This window comes from Streptococcus sp. 29896, from assembly GCF_032594915.1.
Lineage (GTDB): Bacteria > Bacillota > Bacilli > Lactobacillales > Streptococcaceae > Streptococcus > Streptococcus suivaginalis.
The window spans coordinates 1,438,670-1,452,812 of sequence record NZ_CP118733.1; the positions used below are offsets into that span (position 1 = coordinate 1,438,670).

Consider the following 14,143-nt stretch of genomic DNA (forward strand, 5'->3'; position numbering starts at 1 on the left):
TTTCAAGCTCATGGATGGCAAGGTTAACAAGCTCATTCTTTGGGGATACCGCCTCTTATTCTGTGGCTCAATCGGCTTAATTGTCTTTGGTTTTGTGACCAGTCTCTCGACTGGACTGGACTTATGGAAAAATGTCCTATCCCTACAAGAACTGGATGTTCAGGCGATTGGGACGGACATTCAAACCTTGGTCGCTGAAACTCCTCTGACAAAAATTGGTGATGTGGAAACCTTGCTTGACAGCATCAAAGACTACATTCATGATAAGAGTATCCTTTTGGCAACCAAGGAATCACTGGTGCTTCAAGTCTCAAAACTCCATACACTTATCAGTGTCTGGTCAACTGCCTACCCAATCCTACTTGCCCTGCTCAGCTATTTCCACATAAAAGACTGGTGGACTAAGCGGACGCCAGGCAAACCGATCGTCAAGATTAGCCTGACCATCGAGCGTCAGTAATACTCAATGAAAATCGAAAACAGACTAGCACCAAAGGTTTGGGGAACCTTTGGTGGTTGGAAATAAAGCGAACAAAGTTCGCTACAAAAGGTTTGGGGAACCTTTGGAGGTTGGAGATAGGCGAACAAAGTTCGCTACAAAAGGTTTGGGGAACCTTTGGTGGTTGGAAATAAAGCGAACAAAGTTCGCTACAAAAGGTTTGGGGAACCTTTGGAGGTTGGAGATAGACGAACGTAGTTCGTTTCTACTTATGCAGATAGAACCCTGTTACTATTTTGTTTCAAGGTAACAGGCTGAAAGGCTCCACTGGAGCCTTTCACTCATCAAATCAAGTCAACAACGTCTGATTTTGATTTTCGAAGAGTATAAATGTGTAGCCACTCTGAATAGGGTGGCTTTTTGGAAGCAAAAAAACGATACCTTTTCAGGCACCGTTCTATCTTTATTTAACAGCCTCTAAAGCCGCATCATAGTCGGGATGTTCGTTGACATTGTCCAGATATTCCACGTAGGTGATTTCATTGTCGGCATTGAGGACAAAGACCGCACGCGCCAGCAAATTCCACTCTCGCATGAGCAGACCATAGGTTTTACCAAAGGCATGATCATAGTAGTCAGACAGGGTGATAGCGTCTTCCAGACCTGCAGCACCGCACCAGCGCTTTTGGGCAAAAGGCAGGTCTGCTGAAATCGTCACGACAACTGTGTTGTCACGATCTGCCAGTTCCTGATTGAAACGACGGGTCTGGGTATCACAAATCCCTGTGTCAATAGAAGGTACCACACTGATCACCTTGGTTTGCTTGCCAAAGTCTTTCAGGCTTTTCAGGCTCAAGTCATTTGCCATGAGAACAAAATCAGGGGCCACATCACCCACCTGCAAACGTGGACCTACCAAGGTCACTGGTTTTCCAATAAAAGTTGTCATAAACATCTCCCTTGCACTTAATATATCTATTGTAAGCGTTTAGGAACAAAAATACCAGTTTTTTGACTGGTATTTCTAAATCGGTTTAATACTTTTCAATCGCAGAGCGTTTAAGAGGACGGATACTGAACTCAGGCTCATAGCTGCTCCTGCTAACATGGGATTAAGCAGGGGACCGCCAAACAAGTGCAGTAGTCCCATGGCAACTGGAATGCCCAAAACATTGTAGGCAAAGGCCCAGAAGAGATTTTGTTTAATGGTCCGCATAGTTGCTCGACTAAGTGTCAAAGCTCGCGGTAGGTCCAACAAGTCACTCCGCATCAAGACCACATCTGCTGATTCAATAGCTACATCAGTACCAGAGCCAATGGCCAGTCCCAAGTCTGCCTGTGCCAAAGCTGGTGCGTCATTGATACCGTCACCAACCATAGCTACTCGCTTGCCTTCTGCCTGCAAGGTTTGGATTTGACGGGCCTTGTCTTCTGGCAGGACATCGCTAATCACGCGGTCAATGCCGACTTCCTTGGCAATGGCTTGGGCCGTTTTTTCATTATCCCCTGTCAGCATGACCACTTCCACACCTTGCTGACGCAGTTTGGCGATAGCCTGGCCACTGGTTTCTTTTACGGTATCGGCTACGGCGATGAGAGCCAGAAGCTGACCTGCTTCTGCTAGATACATAGGGGTCTTACCTTGACTGGCTAGTCGCTCTGCCTGCTGGCTGGCAACTGCTACACCGACACCTGCATCCTGCATCAGCTTGGCATTGCCAAAGTAAATGGTCCGCTCTGCTATGGTCACTGACAAACCCTTACCAGCATGGGACTGGAAGTTGGTCGTGGGCAAGAGCTCCAGACTAGCCTCCTTGGCCGCATCCAGAATGGCCTGACCCAGCGGGTGCTCCGAATCCTGCTCACTGCTGGCTGCCAGCTGGAGAAGTTCCTGGTCTGTCTGGTCAGTGAAGGCAATCAGGTCGGTCACCTGTGGCTGCCCTTGGGTAATGGTGCCCGTCTTATCAAAGACCATGACCTCAATCTTAGGAAGGATTTCCAGTGCCTGACCTGACTTGAAGAGGACGCCGTTCTCCGCCCCCTTGCCAGTCCCGACCATGATAGCCGTTGGCGTCGCCAAGCCCAGTGCACAAGGACAGGCGATGACCAAGACCGAAATGGTAATGGAGAGGGAGAAAATCCAAGAGTGCTGACCTAGGACCAGCCAAGCCAGACCTGAGAGGGTCGCAAGCCCCATGACAATGGGCACAAAGACAGCCGACACCTGATCAGCCAGCTTGGCAATAGGTGCCTTGGAGCCCTGAGCCGCCTCAACCAGCTGGATAATCTGTGCAAGACTGGTATCCTGACCCACGCGGGTCGCCTGAAAGCGAAAGGCTCCGGTCTTATTGAGGGAGGCTCCGACCACCTGATCCCCGACAGACTTGCTGACGGGCAGGCTCTCTCCTGTCAGCATGGACTCATCGACAGTCGATTGTCCCTCGACCACAACACCATCCACTGCAATTTTTTCACCTGGACGGACGACGACAATATCGCCCACCACCACATCTTCTAAGGCCACCTGCACTTCCTGCCCATCTCGCAGAACCTGAGCCGTCTTGGGTGCCAAGTCCATGAGGTGCTTAATGGCCTCGGACGTTCTCCCCTTGGACACCGCCTCCAGATACTTGCCCAGCGTAATCAAGGTCAAGATGACCGCCCCCGACTCAAAGTAAAGTTCGGGATGTCCACCATGCGTCATCTCGACTGCATCTTGAGCGATGAGGACCAGCATGATCAGGCCTTGGGCAATAGCAGAGCTGGTACCAATGGCTATCAGAGAGTCCATATTGGGATGACCTGCTAGCAGGGTCTGAAAGCCCTTGGTAAAGAAACTCCGTCCAAGATAAACAATCGGTAGGAGCAAAATCAACTGGGACAAGGCAAAGGTCATAGGCTCATGCAACCACTGGGGCAAGGGCAAATTTACCATAGGACCCATAGCAATATAGAGCAGTGGAAGAGTAAAGACTGCCGACCAGATAAAGCGAGTCCAGAGGTTAGCAATCTTCTCTCCCTGCCTGTCTGTCAGGTCTGTGTCACCTTTTACTTCTGGCTTGATAGCCTTGTAACCTGCTGCCTCAACTGCTGATAGGATTTCTCTTGTACTCAAACGGTCCTTGCCATAGGTGATACTGGCCTTTTCTGTCGCCAGATTAACAGCTACTTCTTCTACACCAGCCAGTTTTCCAAGGGCCTTCTCCACCGTCATAGCACAGGAGGCACAGGTCATGCCTTCAATAGCATAGGTTTCCGTCACAAGATTGCGGACCATTCTATATCCAGCCTTTTCCACCGCGGCCCCAATCTCTGCCAAGCTGAGAAGGTCTGGATTGTAGCTGACACTTAGTTTTTCCGTTGCCAGATTGACACTGGCTTCTTCGACTCCTGTCAATTTCCCGACAGCTTTTTCAACGGTCATGGCACAAGATGCACAGGTCATACCTGCTATTCTGACACTTTCTTTTTGCATAGTTTCTCCTTTGACTACATCTGTAATCCTATTATACACATTTTGACTACATTTGTAAACGAATTTGTTTTTAAAAAAAGAGAGGTTTCCCTCTACTTCTTCCTTGCTAGCATGGTCGCAAACCGCATCTTGAGGAAATTGCCATCTTCATCACGCTTATGGAGCTGACCAAAATCTTCATTATACTTGACCAATTCCCAGTCACGATAGTATTCCTTCAACTCACCTTCGCCGAAAGTAAAGGAGAAATTCATAGGACAGGGTGCATCTTCCGTATCCATGGCCGCCACGATCAAGTTATAGCCACCAGGTCGTGTTTGCTCCTGCATATTGCGGATAATGGCTGGCACCCGATCCCGCTCCAAGAACATGAAGACCACGGTCGAGATAATCCAATCATAGTCCTGCTCCAAACTGGCCGAGTTGATCTCATAGGTTCCAGCTTGCAGGTCCAAATCCTCCATCTCCTTTATATGATGTAAGATTTGAAGACTTTGCTCATCCTTATCTACCGCAATCACCTCAAAACCTCTTTGGGCCAAATAGAGACTATTTCGCCCCCGACCAGAACCTAAATCCAATACCTTGCATGGCTCAATCATTTTCAAGGCTTCTAAAACCTCTGAGTGTGTTCGACTCAGGTTGTATTTTTTGGCAAAAAAATCCTCTGGCTGACAGAAAAATTCCAAGAAAAATTCCGTATCTTCTGTCAATAAGGCTACTCGATGCCAAACCTCTGGTTCCACAAAAGGGATATCATCTGCTGGACCGTAGACAAAACTAGACAAAATCTCATCTAGCTCCGAAAGAAATTCAAAGCGAACCTGTCCTTTTACCACACGCAATTTGGCCCAGGTTGCAGGCTTAGTCGTGTGTCTGTTCAAAAATTCTTTGGGAACTGTCTCCTGATTCCAATTCGGCATGCGTTTGTAAGGAACTAAAACTGTCATATTCTCTCCTCATCTTTCTACTCTCCTTAGTTTATCACAAAGAAATCTCCCTATCAAACCTATTTTTACTTGACTTGGAGTGAACTCCAAGGTGTATAATAGGTCATATCAATCAGAAAGGATATTTACTTGCAAAGTAAAAATGTGATAAATATGAAAACAGCTATTTATGAAAAAGCCGGTAAGATAACCGTTGCAGAAATCGAAAAACCAAGTCTTCAAGCTAAGGATGATGTCATTATCAAGGTCGTTCGGGCCTGTGTCTGTGGGTCGGACCTCTGGCGTTATGATGAGAATGTTCCCCACGAACATGGCGACGCCAACTCCGGTCATGAAGCCATCGGGATCGTTGAAGAGGTAGGCGAAGATATTACAACCCTTGTTCCTGGTGACTTTGTGATTGTTCCATTTACACACGGTTGCGGACACTGTGATGCTTGTCGTACAGGCTTTGACGGTACCTGTGACAACCATCCAGGCTACCAAAACTTTGGTAACAACTACCAATCACAGTACATCCGTTTCCACTACGGTAATTGGGCTTTGGTCAAAGTCCCTGGTCAGCCGAGCGACTACTCAGAGGGCATGATTAAATCGCTACTAACATTGGCAGATGTTATGCCAACTGGCTACCACGCAGCTCGCGTAGCAGATGTCAAACCAGGCGACAAGATCGTCGTTATCGGTGACGGAGCGGTTGGACAATGTGCCGTTATCGCTGCAAAAATGCGCGGAGCTTCTCAGATTATCATGATGAGCCGTCACGCAGATCGTCAGCAAATGGCTTTGGAATCTGGTGCAACTGCTGTTGTGGCAGAACGGGGAGAGGAAGGCATTGCCAAAGTTCGTGAAATCCTAGGTGGAGGCGCTGATGCTGCTCTCGAATGTGTCGGAACAGAAGCCTCCATTGACCAAGCCCTCGGTGTTCTTCACAATGGCGGTCGCATCGGTTTTGTTGGCGTACCACACTATAGCAACCATGCCCTTGGATCCACCTTCTCCACCAACATTATCATCGGAGGCGGTGCGGCTTCTGTCACAACCTATGTCAAAGACTTTCTGCTCGATGCCGTCCTCAAAGGACAGATCAATCCAGGTCGAGTCTTCACCCAAACTTACAGCCTGGACAATATCGACCAAGCCTACAAAGACATGGCCAATCGTAAAACGATTAAAGCAATGGTGACGGTGGATTAAGACTCTTTGAAAATCAAAGTCAGACATTGTTGACTTGATTTGATGACTGAAAAGCTCCTGTGGAGGTTCTCAGCCTGCTCCCTTGAAATATAAAAGGAACAGAGTTCTATCTGCTCTTGGAGATAGGCGAATTCTGATTTTAATTTTAATTAAGTAAAATACAAAAAGCAACCTCCAGAAATCCTAGTACTCCTGGAGGTTCTTATTTTATATACTACTCAACTGCCAACTCCCCCCACCAGTCAACTCTAATTGCTGATTACAAATCTCTAAAATTTTCTTTCGATGTGTAATGGCAATAAAAATAGCAGGGTTTTCATCTAGGTAGGATGCAATCGTGGCAACGACCGAGTCTTCAGTTGCTTGGTCCAAGGCTGAGGTCGGTTCATCGTAAATCAGTACATCAACTGATCGATTTAAACTTCTAGCGATTCCAATACGCTGTCTTTCTCCACCTGATAGAGAGTGTTTGCTGTCAACTTCTCGCCCCAACAAATCTTCCAGATGCAAGCCTGCAATGACCTGTTCTGAGAGTTCCCATCCTTGATCAAACTGGATATTCTCGCGTACCCCAGCCGCAAATAAAAAGACATCTTGTGGTAAATAGGATATACGAACCAATAAATCTTCTGTCTCAAAATCGAATAGATTTTGTCCATTCACTAAAATATGACCACTAGTTGGATGAAGAATTCCTAGCAACAATTTTGACAAGGTTGACTTACCACTGCCTGTCTGTCCAACAACTGCCAAACGACTACCGACTTCTAACCTCAAATCTAACTCTTGAATCATATTCTGATTGGACTCATAAGCAAAGCAAACCTTCTGAAGTTCCAAGGTCTGAATTCTGCTTAATTTCTGCTTCAATACAGGCCTTTCTACTGATTCCTCATGCTTAAAAAATTCCTGCAATCGTGGCAAAGCGACATCAGCTTGTTGTTTTAACCGATTCAGCGTTGTGATGCTAAAAACAGGATCTAAAATCCAATGTGTATAGGACTGCAAGGTAAATAAACTGCCTAAAGTCAACTTCCCTTGTAATACTAGAAAGACACCAACTCCTAGAATAGTGATGGGAATAATGGAATAAAAGAAATTCATAAATGCACTATCTAAGGACGACACTCGCAATACTTGTGTTTTTGAAACCAGATAGCGATTTAAAGAATCTTGAAAACGTCTCTTAAAAAATGTATCCTTCAGTCCGAGTTTAATAGTTTCTCGACCTTGCAATAATTCGACCGTATCCTCCATTACCTTAGAATAAGATTCGCTTTCAGTCTGAATTCTGGGCTTAATACTCTTATTGAGAGCTAAATAGATACAAGTATAAGCTACAAAAATACCAAAGATAATGACTGTCAGTTCAAAACTAGTTACAAAGAAAATACTATAGATGATCAGCAGGCGCGTCATAAAAATAATGGTCTCTGGAATCAAATAGACCAAGTATTTTGCATAAGTCTCACTATCGTTCAGAATTTTATTGAGTTTATCACCATTTTCCTGATGATTGAAGGAAGATAGAGGCTCTCCCAAAGCAGCTGACATGACATGATAACGCATAAGCATAATCCCTTTTGCCAGAGTCTGTTGAAAGAAGAAATCTTTTGTATAATAGATTAAAAAATCTAAGATAGAAACTAGTACTAGTAGAAAGATTGTATGATAGATGGCATCCATTCTCCCCCCTTGATTGATTTGACTTATTTGGTCAATCAAATTGCCTATCAAGATGGGTTGGCTAAGGGAAAAGAGAATCGATAGTAATTGAAAGAAGAAGGTTACCAATCTCTGTATCCGAATCGGCTTTAAAATCTGTTTAAAAGTAGTCATCGCTTCCTCCTTTTGGCTCTCTAACTTAATATATCACAATTCACTCTACATTTCTACCTCATTACTCCATGAAAAAATACTGAGATTTCTCCCGGTCTTAGCGACTATTGATAGCTTTCATAGTCCGTTTGATATCGCGGTCTTGCTCACGGCGTTTGATGGACTCTCGCTTGTCGTAGTCGTGCTTCCCTTTGGCAAGCCCAATCAAGACCTTGGCAAAGCCGTCCTTGATATAGACCTTGAGGGGCACCAGGGTCATCCCAGTTCCCTTGACTTCATTCCCCAAGGACTCGATTTGCTTCTTCCGCAAGAGGAGCTTGCGGGTCCGCGTCGGCTCCTGGTTCCAGATATTGCCCTCATCGTAGGGAGCGATATGGACATTGACCAACCAAGCCTCGCCCTGCTTGATCTGGGCAAAGCCGTCCTTAAGATTGATCCGCCCCGCACGAATAGACTTAATCTCCGTCCCCGTTAGGACCATCCCCGCCTCCACTGTATCGACAATGGTATAGTCGTGGCGGGCTTTTTTATTCTGCGCAATCACATTGCCCTCACCCTTGGCCATGCCTATCTCCTTTTCTTCTTGTTCTTTTTAGCCACTTCTTTGTAAAATGGTTTCTTTTTCTTGTCTTTTTTACCACTTTTTGACTTGTGGTCTTTCCCAGACTTGTGACGTCCGCTATCGCGACCAGAAGCTTCTTGTTTGTGGTGCTTGCCCCGTCCTCGCCCTGACCGATCATCACGATCTCGGGTGGAGTGACTAGCCGTTCTCCGCTTGGCTTTCAAGGCCTTTTCGACAATATCCAGCTCGGACGGCACGTGGGCAAAATCGATTTCCCCTGTCATCTTGTCCGCCCGCGTTAGCTTGATACGGATTGGCTGACCGACACGGAAGACCCGAGCAGATTTCTCACCTTGCAAGGTCAGAGTCCGCTCGTGGAACTGGTAGTACTCGTTGAGGTTAGTGACATGAATCAAGCCTTCAACCGTATTTGGCAACTCGACAAAGAGTCCAAACTTGACCACGCTTGACACGACACCGTCAAACTCTTGCCCGACAAATTCTTGCATGAACTCTGCCTTCTTCATGGCTTCGACTTCCCGCTCTGCCTCAATAGCACGGCGTTCTAAACTGGACGAAGACTTGGCAAGCTCAGGAATAACTTGCTCAAAATGCTCTGCTTTTTCCGCAGGATTGTGACCATATTCCCGCACCATACGGTGTACCAGCAGGTCGGGATAGCGACGGATAGGGCTGGTGAAGTGGGTGTAAAACTCCGCACCCAGTCCGTAGTGGCCGTGGTTGTGCTCCGAGTAACGTGCCTGCTGCATGGAACGGAGCAGCATCATGTTGAGGACATCGGCATAGGGTTCGTCCTTGACCCGCTCCATGAGGTCCTGAAGGGCGTCCTGGCTGATAGAGCTGGCCGTACCATAGACCGTCAGACCAAAGCTGGTCGCATAGTCGATGAACTTCTGTAGCTTGTCCGACTTAGGCTCCTCGTGGATCCGATAGATGAAAGGCAGGTCCAACTTGGCAAAATGCTCAGCAACGCACTCATTGGCAGCCAGCATGAAGGACTCAATCATCCGCTCGGCAATGCCTCGCTGGCGCAGTTGAATATCGACTGGCAGACCATCCTTGTTGACGATGATTTTAGCTTCAGCTGTATCAAAGTTGAGAGCCCCACGCTTATAGCGCATGGCTTCCAGCGTCTCATGGAGTTTGACCATGAGGTCCACACTTGGCACGATTGCCTTGTATTTGTCCAACTTTTCCTGATTGCCCGCAATCATATCATTGACATCGGAATAGGTCATGCGGAAGGTGGTTTTGATGACTGTCTGACCAATCCAGTGCTTGACCACCTTGCCTTTACGGTCAATTTCCATAATAGCCGACTGGGTCAGGCGATCCACATTTGGATTAAGGGAACAGATACCATTTGACAGGCGTTCTGGCAACATCGGCACCACACGGTCGGTCACATAGACAGAAGTCCCACGCTTGACAGCTTCCTGATCCAAGGCAGAACCTTCGGTCACATAGTAGCTGACATCAGCGATATGGACACCCAGTTCCAGATTACCGTTCTTGAGCTTCTTGATATGGACCGCATCGTCCAAGTCCTTGGCATCCGCGCCGTCAATGGTGAAGATGATTTCATCTCGCAGGTCCAAGCGTCCTTCAAAGTCCTGTTCTGACGGACTTTCTGGCACTCGATTGGCCTCCGCCAAGACTTCATCAGGGAATTCCGACACGATGTCCATGGATTCCAAAACTTCCAAGACATCGATCCCCACATCGTCCTTGTGGCCCACCACGTCCCGAATGGTCGCAACAAAGTGGTCCCGTTTCTTGTTGGGATAGGCTTCAATATCGACTTTGAGGATTTCCGTTCCGGTCAATACCAGAGGTGACTTCTTGATGTAAATCTTCTGAGCGATTTTCTGATTTTTAGACTTGATGTAGCCTGCATATTCTGGCTTGTCTTCGTCAAAGACAATCAATCCCACCGCAGTTTTCAGGCTATGTTCTAAAATATCAATGACTTCCGCTTCCGCAGCCGTCCCCTTGAGCCTGTCCGCTACTTTCTTGATCGCCACTTCCACTCGGTCGCCCTCAATAGCGAAGTTGACATCATCACGGCTGACAAAGAGATCATCTTCCTCCTCGTCAATGGTCACAAAACCAAAGCCTGACTTATGGGCACGGAAAATGCCCTGCAAGGTCACCTTGTTTTTGGAGATTTTTGGAGCTGGAAGAGCGATTCGACCTGCTTGGTCAAAGACAAGTTGACGGCTACCTTCCATGCTAGAAACCAGCTTGACCAAGTCTGTAAAACCTTTTGCAGAACTGGCTCCAAACTGATCTGCCAGCTGGTCCATGGTCACAGGACCAACTTCTTTAATATAGTTTATAATTTCGTTTTTCATCTTACCTTTACTAAAAAAATAGACCAAGAACAAGTTCCCAGTCTTTTTTTATCTTACATACCTGTACTTGAAATAACAACCAAGGCTAGGGCAACCAACATCCAAATTGCTACCAGAATAGCGGTAATACGTTGCATCACTGCTTCGAAACCACGCGCCTTAGAACGTTCAAATAGTGCACCTGTCCCAGCATCAAAAACGTTGCTAGACTGGTTTTTTGCTGGCTGAATAAAAATCACCGCAATCAAAATAACAGATAAAATCAAAAGAATGGCTAATAATACTTGATACATATTTTTTTCTCTTTCTTCAATAACTTCTGCCATTATACCATAAAAACTATTTAGTTTCAATATGAAGGGTTACTTTTCTCTCCTTTGGGCAGTATTTAAGGACTTCTATCTTTCCTGGATGGGTTTTGGAGTTCTTACTAGTCAGGTAATTTTTACTACCACACTCCGAACATTGCAAATTGATTTTAACTCTCACTAGATCTCCCTTACTTTCAAATAGTTTCTAAAATTGATGACAGACCAAACCAGATTGAAGAGAACAAGGCCACTGGACAAATAAAATACCCAATCATAACCCAGTTGACCTGCTACACTTGACCCCAGCATGGGCCCAATAACAGACCCCATATTGTTAAAAATCTGATTATAAGAAAATATCCTGGAAATCCCCTCCTTAGGCGTCAGCTTTGTCAAAAGGGAATTGACCGAAGGCAATAGGGCCCCTGTTCCAAATCCATAGAGGAACCGCAAAAGACCTAGTTGGAAGGGATTTTGAGCAAAGACACATAGGATGTTGATGAGCAGACTATAGACCAAAGCCATTAGCAATAGTCTATGATTACCAATCTTATCACCTATTTTCCCAAGATATCCTGATGTCACTAGCGATGCCATACCAGGCAAGGAAATGATAAAGCCAGCTACAAAAAGGAGATTGTCCGTCTGTCCCAAATGCCGCACATAAAGGGTCAAAATTGGTACCACAGCCTGAGCCGCTGCGATGATAACCATCGAGGTCACAAAGAGTCCAACCAACATCTGCCTATCTTTGACCTGAGCAAAGACCTCCTTGACCGACAGGGCCTCTTCTTTCTTGACAGGAGTGAAATCCTCCCGAATATAGAAAACAGTCAGCACAACCACTAAGGCATAGAGCAAGCCGACTAAAAGAAAGACTGTATGCACACCAACCATTTCCGCCAGAATCCCTCCCAGCGTTGGGCCAATTAAGTTTCCAGCAACCGCACCCGTTGACAAGGTCCCCAGAGCATAGCCTGTCTTGTCCTTAGGTACCTGACTGGCAATCAAGGCTGTTGCATTAGGAATATAGCCTGTAAACATTCCGTTCAGGACACGCAGAACAATCAACCAAAAAACATTAGGCACAAAGGCCATACCACCCATGGTAAAAATCATGGCAAAGGCCGCTCTTACCATCATGGGCTTACGTCCATAGCGGTCTGCCAAACTTCCCCAGATTGGTGCCATGACCGCTGCTGCCAAGGCATTGGCCGACACCGCCAGCCCTGCATAGTATTCCACCTGACCCGCTCCCACTCCCAACTCCTCTACGAAGACCGAGATAAAGGGCATAACCAGGGTAAAACTGACACCCGTTAAGAAGTTGCCCAACCAGGCCACCTTCAAATTTCGCTGCCAATAATGACTAGCCTCGTCCATCTTTCATTTCCTCCAAAAGTTGCGCAACCTGACCCAAAGTCGCCTCAACCGCTCCGCTATTGTCAATCACCACCTGGGCTTGCGACCGTTTTTCCTCTAAAGAAAGCTGCGCAGTCAGACGATTTTCCGCATCTTGAACGGACAAGTTATTGCGGTTCATGAGCCGTTCCAACTGCTGCGCTCTATCGACATAAACTAGCCAGACTTCATCTACCTCCCCGCTATAATCCGCCTCGTAGAGCAGGGGGATATCCATGAAAACCACTGGAACGGTCTGCTTGAGGGCATCCCTTCTGGTCAACAGCTCCTGCCTGATAATCTGGTCCTGCAGTTCAGACAGACGAGCCCGCAGTTTGCTATCTGCAAAAACAGCCTGACCTAGCTTAGCCCTATCTAGACTGCCATCAGCTGACAGGATAGCTTCCCCAAACTCAGCAAGTAAGACCTGATAGAGTTTTCCCCCCTTGGCCTGCAAGTCATGCACGACCGCATCCGCATCGATGACTGGATAGCCCTGTTCTCGCAAAAAAGCTGTAACCGTTGATTTTCCTGAAGCGATACCGCCTGTTAAACCGATAACTTTAGCCATATTTCACCTGACACTGAGGACAGAAATGTGTCCCACGACCGCCCAGCTTGATTTTGACAATCTCTGTCTGGCAACGGGGACAGGCCTGCCCTGTCTTTCCATAAACTTGTAAATAATCCTGCATGGTCCCGTCCATGCCCAAGGCATTCTTATAGGTCCGAATGGTTGATCCACCTTTTTCGATACCCAGTTGCAGAACTTCTATGGTGGCTTGATGGAGGCTAGTTACCTGCTCTGCCGATAGCTGATTACTTGCTTGAGCAGGATGAACTTGTGCTCTAAACAGAACCTCATCTACATAGATATTTCCCAAACCAGCCACCAAAGACTGGTCCAAAAGATGTGACTTAATAGGCTTTTTCGACTTGGCTAATCTTCTCGAAAATTCTTCTAGGTCAAAATCCGCCTCCGTCGGTTCAGGCCCGATTTTCCGACTGAGGAAGTAGGCTTCCACATCTGCCTTGCCCAGCAGTTCCATGGTGCCAAACTTGCGGACATCTTGATAAACCAAGCTTGAGCCGTCCGTGAAGGTAAAAAAGGCATGGAAGTGCTTGTTGGCAGGCACCTGGTCAGGAAAGAAATTGTACTTACCTTCCATTCGCAAGTGGGAAATGAGGACATGGTCCGTCAGGTAAATCAAGAGATACTTGCCACGCCGGTCCACATCCAGAATTTCCTGACCAAGCAAATCCTGACAGAAGGTATCCACACCAGTCTTAACCATAGGAGAATAGGTCATCTTGACCTTTTCGATGACCTTTCCTCTAACCAACCGATTCAAACCACGACGAACCGTCTCAACCTCAGGCAATTCGGGCAATGTACGATACCAAGAGCGTAAAAAGCGACTGAAAATTAGGAGAGCGACGCTGTGTGACTTGCACACAAGGAGCTCTATCTATTTTCCGAGCTTTTAGCTCGGGTTCAAGTACGCTAACACTCGTCCTTTCTAATAAAATTACAAAGTAAATAGAAACCTGACCGACGGTGCTTCGGCACCTAGGTCACGGTTGTGATTTTCAA

General features: G+C 46.7%; 13 protein-coding genes. 2 read left to right on the forward strand and 11 right to left on the reverse strand.

Annotated features, from left to right (window positions below):
• The first annotated feature begins 10 nt into the window (after positions 1-10).
• Positions 11-460 carry a hypothetical protein gene (locus PXH68_RS06545; RefSeq protein WP_248028774.1) on the forward strand — a complete coding sequence of 150 codons (450 nt, stop codon included), beginning with the start codon at positions 11-13 and terminating at the stop codon, positions 458-460.
• 442 nt (positions 461-902) lie between these two features.
• Here the strand turns inward: PXH68_RS06545 and tpx are convergent, their stop codons facing one another.
• From tpx to tehB, 3 genes are all read right to left on the reverse strand, one after another.
• Positions 903-1,388, reverse strand: coding sequence for a thiol peroxidase (tpx, locus tag PXH68_RS06550; RefSeq protein ID WP_205031789.1), 486 nt, complete (start codon positions 1,386-1,388; stop codon positions 903-905).
• A 75-nt stretch (positions 1,389-1,463) separates the two neighbouring features.
• A complete protein-coding gene (locus PXH68_RS06555; protein ID WP_248028775.1) occupies positions 1,464-3,914 on the reverse strand; it encodes a heavy metal translocating P-type ATPase in 2,451 nt (816 codons plus the stop codon).
• A 92-nt stretch (positions 3,915-4,006) separates the two neighbouring features.
• Positions 4,007-4,864, reverse strand: coding sequence for an SAM-dependent methyltransferase TehB (gene tehB / locus PXH68_RS06560; RefSeq protein ID WP_248028776.1), 858 nt, complete (start codon positions 4,862-4,864; stop codon positions 4,007-4,009).
• Between the two features lie 153 nt (positions 4,865-5,017).
• Between tehB and PXH68_RS06565 the strand changes: the two genes are divergently transcribed.
• A complete protein-coding gene (locus PXH68_RS06565) occupies positions 5,018-6,061 on the forward strand; it encodes a zinc-binding dehydrogenase (protein ID WP_248028777.1) in 1,044 nt (347 codons plus the stop codon).
• Positions 6,062-6,268: 207 nt separating this feature from the next.
• On the opposite strand, the gene PXH68_RS06570 is transcribed toward PXH68_RS06565, so the two are convergent.
• From PXH68_RS06570 to mutM, 8 genes are all read right to left on the reverse strand, one after another.
• Positions 6,269-7,900, reverse strand: a complete 1,632-nt coding sequence (locus PXH68_RS06570) for an ABC transporter ATP-binding protein (RefSeq protein ID WP_248028778.1) — start codon at positions 7,898-7,900, stop codon at positions 6,269-6,271.
• A 97-nt stretch (positions 7,901-7,997) separates the two neighbouring features.
• Complete coding sequence (gene smpB, locus PXH68_RS06575; RefSeq protein WP_002935771.1) at positions 7,998-8,465, reverse strand: SsrA-binding protein SmpB; 468 nt, start codon at positions 8,463-8,465, stop codon at positions 7,998-8,000.
• 2 nt (positions 8,466-8,467) lie between these two features.
• Positions 8,468-10,837 carry a ribonuclease R gene (rnr, locus tag PXH68_RS06580; protein WP_248028779.1) on the reverse strand — a complete coding sequence of 790 codons (2,370 nt, stop codon included), beginning with the start codon at positions 10,835-10,837 and terminating at the stop codon, positions 8,468-8,470.
• 53 nt (positions 10,838-10,890) lie between these two features.
• Complete coding sequence (gene secG, locus PXH68_RS06585; protein ID WP_172043893.1) at positions 10,891-11,130, reverse strand: preprotein translocase subunit SecG; 240 nt, start codon at positions 11,128-11,130, stop codon at positions 10,891-10,893.
• Between the two features lie 46 nt (positions 11,131-11,176).
• The gene (gene rpmG / locus PXH68_RS06590) at positions 11,177-11,326 is read right to left on the reverse strand and encodes a 50S ribosomal protein L33 (protein ID WP_172043894.1); all 150 of its coding nucleotides are present in this window, start codon (positions 11,324-11,326) and stop codon (positions 11,177-11,179) included.
• Positions 11,326-12,531 carry a multidrug efflux MFS transporter gene (locus PXH68_RS06595; RefSeq protein ID WP_248028780.1) on the reverse strand — a complete coding sequence of 402 codons (1,206 nt, stop codon included), beginning with the start codon at positions 12,529-12,531 and terminating at the stop codon, positions 11,326-11,328. The genes rpmG and PXH68_RS06595 overlap by 1 nt, the downstream gene beginning before the upstream one ends.
• Entirely contained in the window at positions 12,518-13,120 is a 603-nt protein-coding gene (gene coaE, locus PXH68_RS06600) for a dephospho-CoA kinase (protein ID WP_248028781.1), read from the reverse strand. The genes PXH68_RS06595 and coaE overlap by 14 nt, the downstream gene beginning before the upstream one ends.
• A complete protein-coding gene (gene mutM / locus PXH68_RS06605; RefSeq protein ID WP_248028785.1) occupies positions 13,113-13,940 on the reverse strand; it encodes a DNA-formamidopyrimidine glycosylase in 828 nt (275 codons plus the stop codon). The genes coaE and mutM overlap by 8 nt, the downstream gene beginning before the upstream one ends.
• Positions 13,941-14,143: the final 203 nt, after the last annotated feature.

What these genes read in the sequence shown, in the direction of transcription:
- PXH68_RS06545 (WP_248028774.1), top strand. Translation starts at nt 11, where the DNA reads ATGGATGGCAAGGTTAACAAGCTCATTCTTTGGGGATACCGCCTCTTA.
- tpx (WP_205031789.1), bottom strand. Translation starts at nt 1,388, where the DNA reads ATGACAACTTTTATTGGAAAACCAGTGACCTTGGTAGGTCCACGTTTG.
- PXH68_RS06555 (WP_248028775.1), bottom strand. Translation starts at nt 3,914, where the DNA reads ATGCAAAAAGAAAGTGTCAGAATAGCAGGTATGACCTGTGCATCTTGT.
- tehB (WP_248028776.1), bottom strand. Translation starts at nt 4,864, where the DNA reads ATGACAGTTTTAGTTCCTTACAAACGCATGCCGAATTGGAATCAGGAG.
- PXH68_RS06565 (WP_248028777.1), top strand. Translation starts at nt 5,018, where the DNA reads ATGAAAACAGCTATTTATGAAAAAGCCGGTAAGATAACCGTTGCAGAA.
- PXH68_RS06570 (WP_248028778.1), bottom strand. Translation starts at nt 7,900, where the DNA reads ATGACTACTTTTAAACAGATTTTAAAGCCGATTCGGATACAGAGATTG.
- smpB (WP_002935771.1), bottom strand. Translation starts at nt 8,465, where the DNA reads ATGGCCAAGGGTGAGGGCAATGTGATTGCGCAGAATAAAAAAGCCCGC.
- rnr (WP_248028779.1), bottom strand. Translation starts at nt 10,837, where the DNA reads ATGAAAAACGAAATTATAAACTATATTAAAGAAGTTGGTCCTGTGACC.
- secG (WP_172043893.1), bottom strand. Translation starts at nt 11,130, where the DNA reads ATGTATCAAGTATTATTAGCCATTCTTTTGATTTTATCTGTTATTTTG.
- PXH68_RS06595 (WP_248028780.1), bottom strand. Translation starts at nt 12,531, where the DNA reads ATGGACGAGGCTAGTCATTATTGGCAGCGAAATTTGAAGGTGGCCTGG.
- coaE (WP_248028781.1), bottom strand. Translation starts at nt 13,120, where the DNA reads ATGGCTAAAGTTATCGGTTTAACAGGCGGTATCGCTTCAGGAAAATCA.